Raw genomic sequence first — 17,471 nt, forward strand, 5'->3', positions numbered from 1 at the left:
ATGATGTACTTCACGCCCACTTGGCGGGCCAGCAGGATGTGCTCGCGGGTCTGGGGCATCGGGCCGTCAGCGGCCGAGCACACCAGGATCGCGCCATCCATCTGCGCGGCGCCGGTGATCATGTTCTTCACATAGTCAGCGTGGCCGGGGCAGTCCACGTGAGCGTAGTGGCGGTTGGCCGTTTCGTACTCGACGTGGGCGGTGTTGATGGTGATGCCGCGAGCCTTTTCTTCGGGTGCTGCGTCGATCTGGTCGTAGGCCTTGGCCTCGCCGCCGAATTTGGCCGACAGCACGGTTGCGATTGCAGCCGTCAGCGTGGTCTTGCCGTGGTCAACGTGACCAATGGTGCCGACGTTGACGTGCGGCTTGGTGCGCTCAAATTTACTCTTTGCCATTTGGTTTACTCCAAAAAGAACAGGGGGCCAGTCTGGGGGTTTAGCGTTTCCGTGCACTCTTTGATTCCCGCCGACTGGCAAACGGGAAGAGCCTCACGAAGACGATTCAATTGAGACGAGAGAGCAAAGGCAGCGAAGCCCTCACCCCCTCAAATCCATCACTTGCCGCGAGCAGTGATGATGGCCTCAGCAACGTTCTTGGGAGCTTCGCTGTAGTGCTTGAACTCCATGGTGTACGTTGCACGGCCTTGCGTGGCGGAACGCAGGGTCGTCGAGTAGCCGAACATTTCCGACAGGGGGACTTCGGCCTTGATGACCTTGCCGCCGCCGACCATATCGTCCATGCCCTGCACCATGCCGCGACGGCTGGACAGGTCGCCCATCACGTTACCGGCATAGTCTTCAGGCGTTTCGACTTCCACGGCCATCATAGGCTCCAGGATCACCGGCGAAGCCTTGCGGCAGCCTTCCTTGAAGCCCATCGATGCGGCCATCTTGAAGGCGTTTTCGTTCGAGTCCACTTCGTGGTAGGAACCGAAGGTCAGCGTGACCTTGACGTCCACCACCGGGAAGCCGGCCAGCACGCCGTTAGGCAGGCTGTCGATGATGCCCTTCTCGACCGCAGGGATGAATTCACGAGGAACCACACCGCCCTTGATGGCGTCGACGAACTCGAAACCCTTGCCCGGCTCTTGCGGCTCGACGGTCAGCACGACATGGCCGTACTGGCCCTTACCACCGGACTGGCGAACGAACTTGCCTTCGACGTCGGTAGCCGTCTTGCGGATGGTTTCGCGGTAAGCCACTTGCGGCTTACCCACATTGGCTTCCACGCCGAACTCGCGCTTCATGCGGTCGACAATGATTTCCAGGTGCAATTCGCCCATGCCGGAAATGATGGTCTGACCCGATTCTTCGTCGGTACGCAGACGGAAGGAAGGATCTTCCTTGGCCAGACGGCCCAGGGCGATACCCATCTTTTCCTGGTCGGCCTTGGTCTTGGGTTCGACGGCCTGCGAAATCACGGGCTCGGGGAACACCATCTTTTCCAAGGTGATGATGGACTCGGGATCGCACAGGGTTTCGCCGGTGGTCACGTCCTTCAGGCCCACGCAAGCAGCGATGTCGCCAGCCAGAATTTCCGAGATTTCTTCGCGCTGGTTGGCGTGCATCTGCAAGATACGGCCGATACGCTCTTTCTTGCCGCGGATCGGGTTGTAAACCGAGTCACCCGACTTCAGCACGCCGGAGTAAACGCGCACGAAAGTCAGCTGGCCGACGTAGGGGTCGGTCATCAGCTTGAAGGCCAGGGCCGAGAACTTGGCCGAGTCGGAAGCGTCGCGCGTCACCGGCTGGTCATCTTCGTCGGTGCCGGGCACGGGAGGCACGTCGATGGGCGAAGGCATGAAGTCCAGCACGCCGTCCAGCATGCGCTGCACGCCCTTGTTCTTGAAGGCGGTACCGCAGAACATGGGCTGGATCTCAGCCGCCAGCGTACGGGCACGGATGCCTTGCAGGACCTCGGCGTCGCTCAGCTCGCCGGTTTCCAGGTACTTGTTCATCATGTCTTCGTTCGACTCGGCGGCGGCTTCAACCAGGTTGTCGCGCCACTTTTGAGCTTCGGCCTGCAGTTCAGCCGGGATCTCACGGTAGTCGAACTTCATGCCCTGGGAAGCTTCGTCCCAGTAGATGGCCTTCATGACCATCAGGTCGATCACGCCCTTGAAGTTTTCTTCAGCGCCGATAGGCAGGACGACGGGGACGGGGTTCGCCTTCAGGCGAGCGCGCATCTGGTCGACGACCTTGTAGAAGTTGGCACCGGTACGGTCCATCTTGTTGACAAAGGCCAGGCGAGGCACTTTGTACTTATTGGCTTGGCGCCAGACGGTTTCCGACTGGGGCTGCACGCCACCCACGGCGCAATAAACCATGCAAGCACCGTCCAGCACGCGCATCGAGCGCTCGACTTCAATCGTGAAGTCCACGTGTCCGGGGGTGTCGATGATGTTGATGCGGTGCTCGGGGCGCGATGCGTCCATGCCCTTCCAGAAGCAGGTCGTGGCAGCCGAGGTAATCGTGATGCCGCGCTCTTGCTCTTGCTCCATCCAGTCCATGGTGGCGGCGCCATCATGCACTTCACCGATCTTGTGGTTCACACCGGTGTAGAAAAGAATACGCTCGGTCGTCGTGGTCTTGCCAGCGTCGATGTGCGCCGAGATACCGATATTGCGGTAGCGCTCGATGGGGGTCTTGCGTGCCATGATGTCACTCCAGAAAGGCAGGAGCCGCCAGCGGGTCAGTAGAAACCCGAGGCGGCTGAATCGAAGTAAATTAGAAGCGGAAGTGCGAGAACGCCTTGTTGGCTTCGGCCATGCGGTGAACTTCGTCACGCTTCTTCATGGCGCCGCCGCGGCCTTCTGCGGCCTCGAGCAACTCATTGGCCAGACGCTGAGACATGGACTTCTCACCGCGCTTGCGGGCCGACTCTTTCAGCCAGCGCATGGCCAGAGCCATACGGCGGACAGGACGAACTTCCACGGGAACTTGGTAGTTCGCACCGCCAACGCGGCGTGACTTCACTTCGACCATAGGCTTGACGTTGTTCAAGGCCACCAGGAACACTTCCAGGGGATCCTTGCCGACCTTCTTTTCGACTTGTTCCAGCGCACCGTAGATGATGCGCTCTGCAACCGCCTTCTTGCCCGATTCCATGATGACGTTCATGAACTTGGACAGATCGACATTGCCGAACTTGGGATCCGGCAGGATTTCGCGTTTGGGTACTTCGCGACGACGTGGCATGGGAATCTTCCTCTTGCTTCAGTTGGTGCGGGGCTTTGACCACCCTTTACCGCTGGACTAGCACCGAAAGCATCGCGCTTTATTTGGGCCGTCCACTTACTCGGCTGCTACCAGACCTTAGGCCCGGCACAAACCGCTAAATATCCTGCGCGAGCATGCTGCCGCGCCTGACAAGCTTGTATTACTTCTTGGGACGCTTCGCGCCGTACTTGGAACGCGACTGCTTGCGGTCTTTCACGCCTTGCAAGTCGAGCGAGCCACGAACGATGTGGTAACGCACACCCGGCAAGTCCTTCACACGGCCGCCGCGAACCAGCACAACGCTGTGTTCCTGCAGATTGTGGCCTTCGCCGCCGATGTAGGAAATAACCTCGAAACCGTTCGTCAAACGAACCTTGGCAACCTTACGGAGCGCCGAGTTAGGCTTCTTAGGAGTGGTGGTGTACACGCGGGTGCACACGCCACGACGCTGGGGGCAACCCTGCATCGCCGGCGATTTGGATTTCGTGACCTCGGTCTCACGACCGTGGCGCACGAGCTGATTGATGGTTGGCATAAGTAACTTGTTCCCGTTTGAAGTCACACGCTTCGGCGGCAAGGCTCAGGATGAGCTGCCTTCAGAACTGGTCTTGGCACCGCGAAGCGAAGGTCTTGAATCGACCAACAAACCAAGGCCGGCACGCTGCCGACCATAGCTGCCGCAAGGAATCGTGCTCAAACAGAACTCGATCCGATCTTGCAGCACTTGATGCAAAGACTTTGCAGGACTTTCAAACCGCGCGCGAAATGCGCAGCAAGGCCCGCCGAAGAGCCTGCGATTGTAGACCAGAACCCAGAAAACGCACAAGCAGGGCCGAGTGACCGAGGCTCTAGCCGGAAAACAGGCCGTTTTGGCCGCAAACCCGGGCTGCCGGGCTTGGAATCCCTAACATCCGGGTATTCTTGTCGGCTTTTGCCCGCTCACGCTGCCATGATTCCTGCGCCCTCCCCTGCCGCCAACCCCGCTCCTCTCGTGGTGATAGACACCCAGGTCGTGATGGACTGGCTGGTCTTCAACGATGTACGGGTGCAGATCTTGGTCGAGGCCATCAGTAACGCTCAGCTGCGCTGGGTGGGCCAAGCGGCCATGCTGGACGAAATTTTGCATGTGCTGGGTCGCGGCGTGGCAGCCAGCTACGCACCCAATTTGGAGCAGGTTCGCGAGGGTTTTGCCAAGCACTGCCAGATGGTGGAGCAGGCGCCGCCACGCGTGATCCGCTTGATCTGCCGCGACCCGGACGATCAGATGTTCATCGATCTGGCGGTTGCCGCCCAGGCGCGCTGGCTGATTTCCCGCGACCGCGCCGTGCTGGCCTTGGCCAAGCGAGCGCGCGCCTTCGGGGTCGAGATCCTGACACCCGAGGCCTGGACCCGGCAACTCCTTGCCAGCCGCCAAGCCACCCTTGCACAGATATAAAAAAAGGCCACCCAAGGGTGGCCTTTTGCTTGCAGGCTGAACCGAATTACTCGGCCGCGCCTTCTTGACCGGCGTCCACGCTGGCCATTTGTGCCGAAGCCAATTCCTCGGCTTCTTGCTGAGCAATGGCGCGGCGCTCGGCGTCGTCCATCTTCTCCTTGGCATAACGGGCGCGGTGGAAGGCCATGCCGGTACCGGCGGGGATCAGGCGACCCACGATGACGTTTTCCTTCAGGCCGCGCAGCTCGTCGCGCTTGCCCATGATGGCAGCCTCGGTCAGCACGCGGGTGGTTTCCTGGAAGGAAGCCGCAGAGATGAAGGAGTCGGTCGACAGCGAGGCCTTGGTGATACCCATCAGCACGTCCGAGTGGGTGGCAATCATCTTGCCCTCCTTGCGCAGACGGTCATTGGTGTCCAGCAGCTCCGAGCGCTCGATCTGCTCGTTGATGATGTAGCTGGAGTCGCCCGGGTTGGTGATCTGCACACGACGCAGCATCTGGCGAACGATCACCTCGATGTGCTTGTCGTTGATCTTCACACCTTGCAAGCGATACACGTCCTGCACTTCGTCGACGATGTAGCGAGCCAGCTCTTCGATGCCCAGCAGGCGCAGGATGTCTTGCGGGTCGGCAGCGCCGTCCACAATCAATTCGCCGCGGTTGACCACCTGGCCTTCGTGCACCAGGATGTTCTTTTCCTTGGGCACCAGCTCCTCGTGCTTCTTGCCATCCGGGTCGGTGATTTCCAGGCGAATCTTGCCCTTGGTCTCCTTGCCGAAAGACACCGTGCCGGTCTGCTCGGCCAGCACGCCCACATCCTTGGGCGAACGGGCTTCGAACAACTCGGCCACACGCGGCAGACCGCCGGTAATGTCGCGGGTCTTCTGACCTTCCATGGGGATACGGGCCAGCACTTCGCCAGGAGCCAGTTCCTGGCCATCGCGCACCTGAATCAGCGAGCCGACCTGGAAGCCGATCGTCACCGAGTGGTCGGTGCCGGGGATCTTCACTTCATGGCCGTTGGCATCCAGCAGCTTGACCTGAGGACGGATGACCTTGGCGGCGCCGCGGCGCTTGGGGTCGATCACCACCAGGGTGGACAAGCCGGTGACTTCGTCCACCTGCTTGGCCACGGTGACGCCTTCTTCCACATTCTCGAACTTCGCGGTACCCGCGAATTCGGTGATGATGGGGCGGGTCAGCGGATCCCAATTGGCCAGGATGGTGCCGGCCTTGATGGCCTGGTCGGGCTTGATGCTCAGGATGGCGCCGTAAGGCACTTTGTGACGCTCGCGCTCGCGACCGTGCTGGTCGGCAATGATGATCTCGCCGGAGCGGCTGATCACCACCAACTCGCCCTTGCCATTGGTCACGTAACGCATGGTGGCGTTGAAGCCGATCAAGCCTTCCGACTTGGCATCGACGCTCGAAGCCACGGCCGCGCGCGAAGCCGCACCACCGATGTGGAAGGTCCGCATGGTCAGCTGAGTACCGGGTTCACCGATGGACTGAGCAGCGATCACACCAACGGCTTCACCGGCATTGACCAGACCACCACGGCCCAGGTCGCGGCCATAGCAGTGGGCGCACAGGCCGAAGCGGGTGGCGCAGGTCAGCGGGGTGCGGACCTTGACCTCGTCCACGCCGGCTTGTTCCAGCATGTCCAGCGTGTCTTCGTCCAGCATGGTCTTGGCCGGCAGCAGCACGGCCTGGGTCTCGGGGTGCAGCACCTCGATGGCCGTGACACGGCCCAGCACGCGGTCGCGCAAGGATTCGATCACCTCGCCGCCTTCGACCAGGGCGCGCATGGCCAGGCCGTTGTCGGTGCCGCAATCGTCCTCGATCACCACCAGGTCCTGCGTCACGTCGACCAGACGACGGGTCAAGTAACCGGAGTTCGCCGTCTTCAAAGCCGTATCCGCCAGACCCTTACGAGCACCGTGGGTGGAAATGAAGTACTGCAGAACGTTCAGGCCTTCGCGGAAGTTCGCGGTAATCGGCGTCTCAATGATGGAGCCGTCGGGCTTGGCCATCAGACCCCGCATACCGGAGAGCTGACGAATCTGGGCCGCGGAACCGCGGGCGCCGGAGTCGGCCATCATGTAGATGGAGTTGAAGGACTCCTGATCCACTTCCTTGCCATGACGGTCGGTGGTCTTTTGCTTGGACAGCTGGGTCATCATGACCTTGCCGACTTCGTCGCCGGTCTTGCCCCAGATGTCCACCACCTTGTTATAGCGCTCGCCGGCCGTCACCAGACCGGAGATGTACTGCTGCTCGATCTCCTTGACTTCCTGCTCGGCGCGGGCGATCAGGCCGGGCTTCTCGGTCGGCACCAACATATCGTCGATGGCGATGGAGATGCCGGCGCGCGTGGCCAGACGGAAACCGCTTTGCAGCAGCTTGTCGGCCAGCACCACGGTTTCCTTCAGGCCGCACTTGCGGAAAGAGGTGTTGATCAGGCGCGAAATTTCTTTCTTCTTCAGCGCCTTGTCGATGTTCGCGAACGGCAGGCCCTTGGGCAGGATCTCGCTCAGCAGCGCTCGGCCCACGGTCGTGCTGGTCAGCTTGGTCTCGCCGATCCATTCACCCGGCTGGGCGCCCTTGGTGTAGTGCACCATGCGGACGTTGATACGGGCGGTGATTTCCACCGCGCCGTTCTCCAGCGCACGGATCAGCTCGGGGATGTCTTGGAAGACCATGCCCTCGCCCTTGCCGTTGATGCGCTCGCGGGTGGCGTAGTACAGGCCCAGCACCACGTCTTGCGAAGGCACGATGGAGGGCTCGCCCGAGGCCGGGAACAGCACGTTGTTGGAGGCCAGCATCAGGGTGCGGGCTTCCATCTGCGCCTCGATGGACAGGGGCACGTGGACGGCCATCTGGTCACCGTCGAAGTCGGCGTTGAAGGCCGAGCAAACGAGCGGGTGCAGTTGAATCGCCTTGCCTTCGATCAGCACGGGCTCGAAAGCCTGGATGCCCAGACGGTGCAGCGTAGGTGCGCGGTTCAACAGAACCGGGTGCTCCTTGATGACCTCTTCCAGGATGTCCCAGACCACCGGCGTGCCGGATTCGACTTCCTTCTTCGCCGCCTTGATGGTGGTGGCGATGCCCATCGCCTCCAGGCGCGAGAAGATGAAGGGCTTGAACAGCTCCAGCGCCATCAGCTTGGGCAGGCCGCACTGGTGCAGCTTGAGGGTCGGGCCCACGGTAATCACCGAACGGCCGGAGTAGTCGACGCGCTTACCCAGCAAGTTCTGACGGAAACGACCGCTCTTGCCCTTGATCATGTCGGCCAGGGACTTGAGCGCACGCTTGTTGGCGCCGGTCATGGCCTTGCCGCGGCGGCCGTTGTCCAGCAGCGAGTCGACGGCTTCCTGCAGCATGCGCTTTTCGTTGCGCACGATGATCTCGGGGGCCTTCAACTCCAGCAGACGGGCCAGGCGGTTGTTGCGGTTGATGACGCGGCGGTACAGATCGTTCAGGTCGGAGGTCGCGAAGCGGCCGCCGTCCAGCGGCACCAGCGGACGCAGATCCGGCGGCAGCACGGGCAGCACTTCCAGCACCATCCAGTTCGGCTTGATGCCCGAACGCTTGAAGGCCTCCATGACCTTGAGGCGCTTGGAGTTCTTCTTGACCTTGAGCTCGGAGCCGGTCATGTCGTTGCGCAGGCGGTCGATCTCGACGTCGAGATCCATCTCCTCCAGCAGCTTCTTGATGCCCTCGGCGCCCATCAGGGCGATGAACTCGTCACCGAACTCCAGGCGCTTCGCGTCGTAGTCGTCCTCGGTCATGATCGAGAACTTCTTCAGCGGCGTCATGCCCGAGTCAACGACCACGTACGCTTCAAAGTACAGCACGCGCTCGATGTCACGCAGCGTCATGTCCAGCACCAGGCCCAGGCGCGAAGGCAGGGACTTCAGGAACCAGATATGGGCGCAGGGTGCGGCCAGGTCGATATGACCCATGCGGTCACGGCGCACCTTGGTTTGGGTGACTTCAACGCCGCACTTCTCGCAGATCACACCGCGGTGCTTCAGGCGCTTGTACTTGCCGCACAGGCACTCGTAGTCCTTGATGGGGCCGAAAATCTTGGCGCAGAACAGGCCGTCACGCTCGGGCTTGAACGTGCGGTAGTTGATGGTCTCAGGCTTCTTCACCTCGCCGAAAGACCACGAACGGATCTTCTCGGGCGAGGCCAGCCCGATCTTGATCGCGTCGAAGTGTTCATCCGGGGTGAACTGCTTGAACAGGTCCAGTAAGCCCTTCATGGCTTCTCCTAATTTGCGGTTGGAAACAGAACTCTTGGTCAGTGGAGGGACAGAGCGGCTCGCGTGTCCGCGAAGGCCGCCTGCCCCGCAATGCCCTTAGTTGCGCTCCAACTCAATATCGATACCGAGCGACCGGATTTCCTTGACCAGCACATTGAACGACTCCGGCATGCCGGCCTCGATCGTGTGCTCACCCTTGACGATGGACTCATACACCTTGGTACGGCCGTTCACGTCGTCGGACTTGACGGTCAGCATTTCCTGCAGGATGTAGGAGGCGCCATAAGCTTCCAGCGCCCACACTTCCATTTCACCGAAACGCTGGCCACCGAACTGGGCCTTACCACCCAGCGGCTGCTGAGTGACCAAGCTGTAGGGGCCGGTCGAACGGGCGTGCATCTTGTCGTCCACCAAGTGGTGCAGCTTCAGCACATGCATATAGCCGACGGTGGTCGGACGCTCGAAGCGCTCGCCGGTACGGCCGTCCGACAGATAGGCCTGGGTGCGCGAGGCGGTCAGGCCCTTCTTGGCGGCGATGTCATCCGGGTAGGCCAGCTTCAGCATGGCGCGGATTTCTTCTTCCTTGGCACCGTCGAAGACCGGGGTCGCGAAAGGAACGCCGTTGCGCAGGTTGTGAGCCATCTCGACGATTTCATCGTCGCTCAGGTCTTCCAGATGCTCGGGCTTGCCACCGGACTTGTTGTACAGCTCATCAAAGAACTGACGCAGCTCGGCCACGCGAGCGTGTGCCTGCAGCATGTCGCCGATGCGCTGACCAATGCCCTTGCCGGCCCAGCCCAGGTGAACTTCCAGCACCTGGCCCACGTTCATCCGCGAAGGCACGCCCAGCGGGTTGAGCACGATGTCGGCAGGCGTGCCGTCGGCCATATAAGGCATGTCTTCGATCGGAGCGATCTTGGACACCACGCCCTTGTTACCGTGACGGCCGGCCATCTTGTCGCCGGGCTGCAGGCGGCGCTTGACGGCCAGGTAGACCTTGACCATCTTCAGCACGCCAGCCGGCAACTCGTCGCCCTGGGTCAGCTTCTTGCGCTTCTCTTCGAAGGCCAAGTCGAAGCTGTGGCGGGTCTGCTCCAGCGAGTTCTTGATCGATTCCAGCTGGTTGGCGACCTCGTCCTCGGCGGGGCGGATGTCAAACCAGTGGAACTTCTCGACGCCGGCCAGATAGGCCTTGTCGATGACCGTGCCCTTGGCGATCTTCTGCGGGCCGCCGTTGGCCACGCGGCCATTCAGCAGCTTTTCGATACGGTCGAAGGCGTCGGCCTCAACGATGCGCAGCTGGTCGTTCAGGTCCAGGCGGAAGCGCTTCAGCTCATCGTCAATGATCTGCTGAGCGCGCTTGTCACGCTGAATGCCTTCACGGGTGAAGACCTGCACGTCGATGACGGTGCCCGAGGTGCCTTGGTCGACACGCAGCGAGGTGTCCTTCACGTCGGAGGCCTTCTCGCCGAAGATGGCGCGCAAGAGCTTCTCTTCCGGAGTCAGCGTGGTCTCGCCCTTGGGCGTGACCTTGCCCACCAGCACGTCGCCGGGGTTGACTTCGGCACCGACGTACACGATGCCCGACTCGTCCAGGCGCGCCAGTTGCTGCTCGGACAGATTGGGGATGTCGCGGGTGATTTCCTCGCTGCCCAGCTTGGTGTCACGCGCGTTGACCACCAGCTCCTCGATGTGGATCGAGGTGTAGCGGTCTTCAGCAATGACGCGTTCGGAGATCAGGATCGAGTCTTCGAAGTTGTAGCCGTTCCAGGGCATGAAGGCGACCAGCATGTTCTGGCCCAGAGCCAGCTCGCCGATGTCCGTCGAAGCACCGTCGGCGATGATGTCCTCGGCCGCCACCTTGTCGCCACGGCGCACGATGGGGCGCTGATGGATATTGGTGTTCTGGTTGCTACGCTGATACTTGATCAGGTTGTAGATGTCGACGCCGACTTCACCAGCCACGGTTTCTTCGTCGTTGACGCGAATCACGATACGGTTCGTGTCCACGTAATCGACGATACCGCCGCGGCGCGCCGCCACGACCGTGCCCGAGTCCTTGGCCGCCACACGCTCAACGCCGGTACCGACCATGGCTTTTTCGGGGCGCAGAATGGGCACGGCCTGACGCTGCATATTCGCGCCCATCAAGGCACGGTTCGCATCGTCGTGCTCCAGGAAGGGCACCAGCGAGGCCGCCACCGAGACGATCTGCGTAGGCGCCACGTCCATGTACTGGATGCGCTCAGGAGAAGTCAGCACCGACTCACCGTTTTCACGCGCCGACACCAGCTCGTCGATCAGTGCGCCTTCCTTGCTCAGCGAAGCATTCGCCTGCGCAATGACGTACTTGCCTTCTTCGATGGCCGACAGATAGTCGATCTGGCTGGTCACCTTGCCGTCGACGACGCGACGATAAGGCGTTTCCAGGAAGCCGTACTCGTTCAGCTGGGCGTACAGAGCCAGGGAGTTGATCAGGCCGATGTTCGGGCCTTCAGGCGTTTCGATGGGGCAGACGCGGCCGTAGTGCGTGGGGTGCACGTCGCGGACTTCGAAGCCGGCGCGCTCGCGAGTCAAACCACCCGGGCCCAGGGCGGAAACACGACGCTTGTGCGTGATTTCCGACAGGGGGTTGGTCTGGTCCATGAACTGCGAGAGCTGCGAGGCGCCGAAGAACTCCTTCAAGGCCGCAGAGATGGGCTTGGAGTTGATCAGATCATGCGGCATCAGGGCTTCGGTCTCGGCCTGGCCCAGACGCTCCTTGACGGCCTTCTCGATACGGGCCAGGCCCGAGCGGTACTGGTTCTCGGCCAGCTCGCCCACGCAACGCACGCGGCGATTGCCCAGGTGGTCGATGTCATCGACCTCGCCGCGGCCATTGCGCAGCTCGACCAGGATCTTGACGACGTCGAGGATGTCCTCGTTCGACAAGGTCATGGCGCCTTCGGGCGTGTCGCGGCCGGCACGGGCGTTGAACTTCATGCGGCCCACGCGCGACAGATCGTAGGTGTCGGCGCTGTAGAACAGGCGGTTGAACAAGGCCTCGACGGCATCTTCCGTCGGCGGCTCGCCGGGACGCATCATGCGGTAGATGGCGACGCGGGCAGCCAGCTGGTCGGCGGTTTCATCCGCGCCCAGAGTCTGGCTGATGTAGGCGCCCTCATCCAGCTCGTTGGTGAACAAGCACTGGATGTCCTTGATGCCGGCCTGGCGCAGCTTCTTCAGCAGCGCGTCGGTCAGCTCGTCATTGGCCTTGGCGATGATTTCGCCGGTGTCGCCGTCGACCATATTCTTGGCCAGCACGCGGCCAAGCAGGAAGTCTTCGGGCACGGTGACATGCTGGGTGCCGGATTGCTCCATCTGACGCACATGGCGTGCGGTGATGCGCTTGTCCTTCTCGACGATGACGGTGCCGCTCTTGTCGGTCAGGTCAAAGCGGGCAACTTCACCCTTCAGGCGGTCGGCCACGAATTCCATCTGCGCACCTGCGTCCATCAGACGGAAGTTATCGAAGACGAAGAAGTGAGCCAGGATCTGCTCGGGGTTCAGGCCGATGGCCTTGAGCAGGATGGTGACCGGCATCTTGCGGCGGCGGTCGACGCGGAAGAACAAGATGTCCTTGGCGTCGAACTCGAAGTCCAGCCACGAGCCGCGGTAAGGAATGATGCGGGCCGAGAACAGCAGCTTGCCGGACGAGTGGGTCTTGCCCTTGTCGTGCTCGAAGAACACGCCGGGCGAGCGGTGCAACTGGGAGACGATGACACGCTCGGTGCCATTGACGATGAAGGAGCCGTAGTCGGTCATCAAGGGCACTTCGCCCATATAGACCTCTTGCTCCTTGATCTCCTTGACGGTCTTCGCCTGGGGCGATTCACGGTCATAGATGATCATCTGCAGACGCGCACGCACGGCGGCTGCATAGGTCAAGCCCCGTTGCTGGCACTCGCGGGTGTCAAACGGGGGCTTGGCGATGTTGTATTCGAGGAATTTCATTTCCACGAAACCGTTGTGCGAAACAATCGGGAACGCGGACAGGAAAGCTGCTTGCAGGCCCTCGGCCTTGCGCTTTGCAGCGGGAACATCCTTTTGCAGGAAGGCGACATAGGCCTCCTTCTGCATGGTCAGCAAATAGGGAACGTTGAGAACGCTCTCACGCTTGCCAAAGCTCTTGCGAATTCGCTTGCGCTCGGTATAGCTATAGGGGGTTGCTTGCGCCATAAACACTCCGTGTCGAGAGCCCATCCCTGGCCGTGGAACGGACTTCGTCGGCGACTGGCTTTCCGAACCCATTCCAGGACGGAAGGTTCGACGCTTGGTGGTTGGCCACTACCAACCGCTGGCGGACAACCCCGGCATTGCACCAGGGTCCGACCAAACCGGCTCTCTGCAGTCGGATCAGAGAACACTTGAAAGAACCGCGCATCATACCGCGCGCGAGGCTTTCAACTATCCTCGGAACAACATGACCTTCAAACGCTAAAAGGGGAGGTCTGAAAGACCACCCCTTTTAAGTCATTGACAATCGCCCTGCCCCTGTACTTTTTGCCAACGGCCTCGTCAGGCTCATCAGCGACAAAGAGCAGACCGGTTGCGTGACCTGGTGCTTTGTCAAACCGGATGAGGGCCGCCGGAGCAGGCCCACACCCGCAGTCATTACTTGACGTCGACCTTGGCGCCGGCTTCTTCCAGCTTCTTCTTGGCAGCGTCGGCGTCAGCCTTGGACACGCCTTCCTTGACAGCCTTGGGAGCTGCGTCGACCAGGTCCTTGGCTTCCTTCAGGCCCAGGCCGGTGATTTCGCGGACAGCCTTGATGACGGACACCTTGTTGGCGCCGACGTCAGCCAGGATGACGTTGAACTCGGTCTGCTCTTCAGCAGCGGCTGCACCAGCAGCGGCGCCACCGGCTGCGGGGGCAGCCATGGCAGCGGCGGACACGCCGAACTTCTCTTCAATGGCCTTGACCAGGTCGTTGAGTTCCAGAACGGTCATGGCGTCCAGGGCGGTGATGAATGCGTCTTTATCGAATGCCATTTTTGGCTCCTAGATTCAGTATGGGTTGCTTGTAAAGCTGATCGATCAAGCTGCAGGCGCAGCTTCTTCCGCAACAGCGGCTTCGGCAGGAGCGCCAGCGCCACGCTGTTCGGCCACAGCGGCCACGACACGCGCGAAGCGCGAGACGGGCGACTGCATGAGACCCAGCAGTTGAGCCAGCAGAACTTCCTTGCTGGGCACAGATGCCAGGGCCTTGATGCCGTTTGCGTCCAGGGCCTTGCCGCCGTAGGCGCCGCCCTTGATGATCAGTTTGTCGTTGCTCTTGGCAAAGTCAGCGATGACTTTAGCGGCGGCAACAGCGTCTTCAGAAAAGCCATAGATCAGCGGACCGACCATGCTCTCTGCGGCGGCTTCGAACGGGGTGCCAGCAACGGCACGACGTGCCAGGGTGTTCTTCAGCACGTGAAGATAAACACCCTTGGAACGTGCGTCGACGCGCAGCTTGTTCAAGGCTTCCACAGTGAGGCCACGGTATTCGGCCAACGCCAGGGTCTGCGACTTCGCCGCTTGGGCTGCCACATCCGTAACGACGGCTGCTTTCTCGTTGCGATTGAGACTCAAGGTCTACTCCTCACAAAAACGTGTTCTTTACCTTGCGGCTCCAAACACACCCGGGTTCAGCGACCTTCTGTCCAGGAAAAATCCTTTACAGCGGGACCGCCATCTGCGCTGGTTTGCCACCCGACTCACGCCGGGCTTTCGATTAAGCGATGCCGCCGAAGCGACCTCACACCAACGGTCTTGGATGACGCGGACCAAGCCTTCGCTCGCTCCGCCCCACCAATTCAACAGCGCAGCGCCAGACCAGCGCTGCACCTCTTTTCAAACTTAAGCCGAGGCCTGAGCGTTGATGCTGCCCACGTCCACACGGGCGCCAACGCCCATGGTCGACGAGATCGCAACCTTGCGCAGGTACACGCCCTTGCTCGTTGCCGGCTTGGACTTGTTCAGCGCTTCGATCAGCGCGCGCAGATTGCCTTCCAGCTTGTCGGTGTCGAAGGAACGACGGCCGAGGGTGCCGTGAATGATGCCGCCCTTGTCAACGCGGAACTGGACTTGACCAGCCTTGGCGTTCTTGACAGCGGTGGCGACGTCAGGCGTCACGGTGCCGACCTTGGGGTTAGGCATCAGGCCGCGGGGGCCCAGCACCTGACCCAGGGTACCGACGATACGCATGGTGTCGGGCGAGGCGATGACCACATCGAAAGGCATGTCGCCAGCCTTGATGCGCTCTGCCAGGTCTTCCATGCCGACCACGTCGGCGCCGGCGGCCTTGGCCTCTTCAGCCTTGGCGCCTTGGGCGAACACGGCGACGCGCTTGGTCTTGCCGATGCCGTTAGGCATCACGACCGCGCCACGCACGACCTGGTCAGACTTCTTGGCATCCACGCCCAGTTGCACGGCGACGTCGATGGACTCGTCGAACTTGGCGGTCGCCAGGCTCTTGACCAGGTTCAGCGCCTCGGTCAGCGAGTACAGCTTGGTGGTCTCGACCTTACCTTGCAAGGACTTTTGGCGTTTAGTCAGCTTTGCCATCTCAAACACCCTCCACCAGCACGCCCATCGAGCGAGCGGAACCAGCAATCGTACGAACAGCGGCGTCCAGATCGGCGGCGGTCAAATCCTTGACCTTGATCTTGGCGATTTCTTCCAACTGGGCGCGGGTCAGCTTGCCGACCTTTTCCAGATGGGCCTTGCTCGAACCCTTGTCAACCTTGGCCAGCTTCTTGATCAGAGCCGTTGCGGGCGCCGACTTGATGACGAAGGTGAAGCTCTTGTCTGCGTAGGCGGTGATGACCACCGGCAACTTCATACCCGGCTCGTGGCCTTGGGTCTGAGCGTTGAACGCCTTGCAGAACTCCATGATGTTCAGACCGCGCTGACCCAGCGCCGGACCGACCGGAGGCGAGGGGTTAGCCTTGCCTGCCGCGACTTGCAGCTTGATAAAGCCGACAATTTTCTTGGCCATGATTTCTCCTTACAGAATCGCGGCGGCCCCGCCGCAATTCCTGAGTGCTAGCGCAAGGGGCTGGAGATTCACACCTCGTACCCTTGCTCCTCTTGCCTGCATCTCGTTGCAGGCTGACTACGGACAGGAAGCAACTCGCTTAACGCTCGCTGCGAGCCCTGTCAGGCTCTTGATCCTTTGAGGCCGATCAGACCTTCTCGACCTGCGAGAAGTCCAACTCCACCGGCGTGGCACGGCCGAAGATGGTGACCGACACGCGCACCTTGGACTTGTCGTAGTTGACGTCCTCGATGGCGCCGTTGAAGTCCGTGAACGGGCCTTCCTTGACGCGCACGATCTCACCCACCATCCACTCGACCTTGGGCCGAGGCTTCTCGATGCCCTCTTGCATCTGGCTGACGATCTTCATCACCTCGGCTTCCGAGATGGGGGCCGGGCGATTCTTGGCGCCGCCCACAAAACCCGTCACCTTGGAGGTGTGCTTGACCAAGTGCCAGGTGTCATCGTCCATGACCATTTCCACCAGCACATAGCCGGGGAAGAAGCGACGCTCGGTGACGGCCTTCTTGCCGTTCTTCAACTCAACGACTTCTTCGGTCGGCACCAGGATGCGGCCGAACTTGTCCTGCATCTCCGCGCGGTCGATGCGCTCGCGCAGATTGCGCTCCACCGCCTTCTCCATGCCCGAATAGGCATGCACCACATACCAACGCTTGGGCAGGCCGACCGGCGCGGCAGCGGCCTCGGTCACGACAACGCTTTGTTGCTCTTCAGTCATTGCAATCCTTCAATGCTTTGCTTAGCGCTTCCAACCCAGGATCAGGTCGTACAGCACCCACTCCAGCGTCTTGTCCGTCAGCCACAAAAACAGCGCCATCACAACGACAAACGCAAACACATAGCCCGTCATTTGGGTGGCCTCCTTGCGGGTGGGCCACACCACCTTGCGCACCTCACGCAGAGAATCACGTCCGTAGGCGATCAGGGATTTGCCAGACTCGGAGGTGAAGAAGGCCGCCACCGAAGCGCCCATCAACACCAGCAGCGCGCCCCATTGCGCAAGCGCGCCTTGAGCAGCCAGGGCGTAATACGCCACCAAGGCCGCAGCCAGCAACACCACAGCACCACCCAGCTTGACCTTGTCGGCGCTGGTGGTGACGGTTTCGACTTGAGGATTGGACATTGATTCTTTTCCATGCCGAGCAAAACGCGCTGCGGCATTCACATTTGCTTTGGATATCCGGGCCGCTTTTCTTTCGCAGCCATCAGCAGCAAAGCCCGCCGAGAAGAACTCCCGCGGGCTGATGCACTACCAACAAACCAACTACCGTGATCAGCGGTAGCTGGCAGGGGCGGAGGGTCTCGAACCCCCGACCTTCGGTTTTGGAGACCGACGCTCTGCCAATTGAGCTACGCCCCTGTGGCGCTTGAAACTTTAGGCCAGGATGGTAGCAACCACGCCGGAGCCGACGGTACGGCCACCTTCGCGGATAGCGAAGCGCAGACCGGTTTCCATGGCGATCGGAGCGA

At 61.2% G+C, this 17,471-nt stretch carries 13 protein-coding genes, 1 tRNA gene and 1 pseudogene; 1 reads left to right on the forward strand and 14 read right to left on the reverse strand.

The window, feature by feature from the left end:
- The 4 genes from HNP55_RS23635 to rpsL all read right to left on the reverse strand — a co-directional run.
- A partial coding sequence (locus HNP55_RS23635) for a GTP-binding protein (RefSeq protein WP_184304825.1) occupies window positions 1-395 on the reverse strand: 395 nt, incomplete at its 3' end.
- 158 nt (window positions 396-553) lie between these two features.
- Window positions 554-2,656 carry an elongation factor G gene (gene fusA / locus HNP55_RS23640; RefSeq protein ID WP_184304827.1) on the reverse strand — a complete coding sequence of 701 codons (2,103 nt, stop codon included), beginning with the start codon at window positions 2,654-2,656 and terminating at the stop codon, window positions 554-556.
- A gap of 70 nt (window positions 2,657-2,726) precedes the next feature.
- Window positions 2,727-3,197, reverse strand: a complete 471-nt coding sequence (rpsG, locus tag HNP55_RS23645) for a 30S ribosomal protein S7 (RefSeq protein WP_102766012.1) — start codon at window positions 3,195-3,197, stop codon at window positions 2,727-2,729.
- A gap of 181 nt (window positions 3,198-3,378) precedes the next feature.
- The gene (rpsL, locus tag HNP55_RS23650; protein WP_184304829.1) at window positions 3,379-3,753 is read right to left on the reverse strand and encodes a 30S ribosomal protein S12; all 375 of its coding nucleotides are present in this window, start codon (window positions 3,751-3,753) and stop codon (window positions 3,379-3,381) included.
- A 414-nt stretch (window positions 3,754-4,167) separates the two neighbouring features.
- On the opposite strand from rpsL, the gene HNP55_RS23655 reads away from it, so the two are divergent.
- Window positions 4,168-4,653, forward strand: a complete 486-nt coding sequence (locus HNP55_RS23655; protein ID WP_184304831.1) for a putative toxin-antitoxin system toxin component, PIN family — start codon at window positions 4,168-4,170, stop codon at window positions 4,651-4,653.
- Between the two features lie 46 nt (window positions 4,654-4,699).
- On the opposite strand, the gene rpoC is transcribed toward HNP55_RS23655, so the two are convergent.
- From rpoC to HNP55_RS23705, 10 genes and pseudogenes are all read right to left on the reverse strand, one after another.
- A complete protein-coding gene (rpoC, locus tag HNP55_RS23660; protein WP_184304833.1) occupies window positions 4,700-8,920 on the reverse strand; it encodes a DNA-directed RNA polymerase subunit beta' in 4,221 nt (1,406 codons plus the stop codon).
- A 96-nt stretch (window positions 8,921-9,016) separates the two neighbouring features.
- The gene (gene rpoB, locus HNP55_RS23665) at window positions 9,017-13,138 is read right to left on the reverse strand and encodes a DNA-directed RNA polymerase subunit beta (protein ID WP_184304835.1); all 4,122 of its coding nucleotides are present in this window, start codon (window positions 13,136-13,138) and stop codon (window positions 9,017-9,019) included.
- A 435-nt stretch (window positions 13,139-13,573) separates the two neighbouring features.
- Window positions 13,574-13,951 carry a 50S ribosomal protein L7/L12 gene (gene rplL, locus HNP55_RS23670; RefSeq protein ID WP_058721894.1) on the reverse strand — a complete coding sequence of 126 codons (378 nt, stop codon included), beginning with the start codon at window positions 13,949-13,951 and terminating at the stop codon, window positions 13,574-13,576.
- 45 nt (window positions 13,952-13,996) lie between these two features.
- Window positions 13,997-14,533: a 50S ribosomal protein L10 gene (gene rplJ / locus HNP55_RS23675; RefSeq protein WP_184304837.1), complete on the reverse strand. Its 537-nt coding sequence runs from the start codon at window positions 14,531-14,533 to the stop codon at window positions 13,997-13,999.
- A gap of 267 nt (window positions 14,534-14,800) precedes the next feature.
- The gene (gene rplA, locus HNP55_RS23680; RefSeq protein WP_184304839.1) at window positions 14,801-15,508 is read right to left on the reverse strand and encodes a 50S ribosomal protein L1; all 708 of its coding nucleotides are present in this window, start codon (window positions 15,506-15,508) and stop codon (window positions 14,801-14,803) included.
- 1 nt (window position 15,509) lies between these two features.
- On the reverse strand, window positions 15,510-15,941 hold the full coding sequence (gene rplK, locus HNP55_RS23685; protein WP_184304841.1) for a 50S ribosomal protein L11: 432 nt from the start codon (window positions 15,939-15,941) through the stop codon (window positions 15,510-15,512).
- Between the two features lie 187 nt (window positions 15,942-16,128).
- Complete coding sequence (gene nusG, locus HNP55_RS23690; RefSeq protein WP_281385286.1) at window positions 16,129-16,719, reverse strand: transcription termination/antitermination protein NusG; 591 nt, start codon at window positions 16,717-16,719, stop codon at window positions 16,129-16,131.
- Between the two features lie 21 nt (window positions 16,720-16,740).
- Complete coding sequence (gene secE, locus HNP55_RS23695; RefSeq protein ID WP_184304843.1) at window positions 16,741-17,124, reverse strand: preprotein translocase subunit SecE; 384 nt, start codon at window positions 17,122-17,124, stop codon at window positions 16,741-16,743.
- 161 nt (window positions 17,125-17,285) lie between these two features.
- Window positions 17,286-17,361 (reverse strand) — tRNA-Trp (locus HNP55_RS23700).
- Window positions 17,362-17,376: 15 nt separating this feature from the next.
- Window positions 17,377-17,471, reverse strand: a pseudogene (locus HNP55_RS23705) (elongation factor Tu); the annotation flags it as partial.

The organism is Roseateles oligotrophus, assembly GCF_014204525.1.
Taxonomy (GTDB): Bacteria; Pseudomonadota; Gammaproteobacteria; order Burkholderiales; family Burkholderiaceae_C; genus Paucibacter_A; species Paucibacter_A oligotrophus_A.

Bases quoted from the DNA above. Each gene is read 5' to 3' on its own strand.
- fusA (WP_184304827.1), bottom strand. From the start codon at position 2,656: ATGGCACGCAAGACCCCCATCGAGCGCTACCGCAATATCGGTATCTCG.
- rpsG (WP_102766012.1), bottom strand. From the start codon at position 3,197: ATGCCACGTCGTCGCGAAGTACCCAAACGCGAAATCCTGCCGGATCCC.
- rpsL (WP_184304829.1), bottom strand. From the start codon at position 3,753: ATGCCAACCATCAATCAGCTCGTGCGCCACGGTCGTGAGACCGAGGTC.
- HNP55_RS23655 (WP_184304831.1), top strand. From the start codon at position 4,168: ATGATTCCTGCGCCCTCCCCTGCCGCCAACCCCGCTCCTCTCGTGGTG.
- rpoC (WP_184304833.1), bottom strand. From the start codon at position 8,920: ATGAAGGGCTTACTGGACCTGTTCAAGCAGTTCACCCCGGATGAACAC.
- rpoB (WP_184304835.1), bottom strand. From the start codon at position 13,138: ATGGCGCAAGCAACCCCCTATAGCTATACCGAGCGCAAGCGAATTCGC.
- rplL (WP_058721894.1), bottom strand. From the start codon at position 13,951: ATGGCATTCGATAAAGACGCATTCATCACCGCCCTGGACGCCATGACC.
- rplA (WP_184304839.1), bottom strand. From the start codon at position 15,508: ATGGCAAAGCTGACTAAACGCCAAAAGTCCTTGCAAGGTAAGGTCGAG.
- rplK (WP_184304841.1), bottom strand. From the start codon at position 15,941: ATGGCCAAGAAAATTGTCGGCTTTATCAAGCTGCAAGTCGCGGCAGGC.
- nusG (WP_281385286.1), bottom strand. From the start codon at position 16,719: ATGACTGAAGAGCAACAAAGCGTTGTCGTGACCGAGGCCGCTGCCGCG.
- secE (WP_184304843.1), bottom strand. From the start codon at position 17,124: ATGTCCAATCCTCAAGTCGAAACCGTCACCACCAGCGCCGACAAGGTC.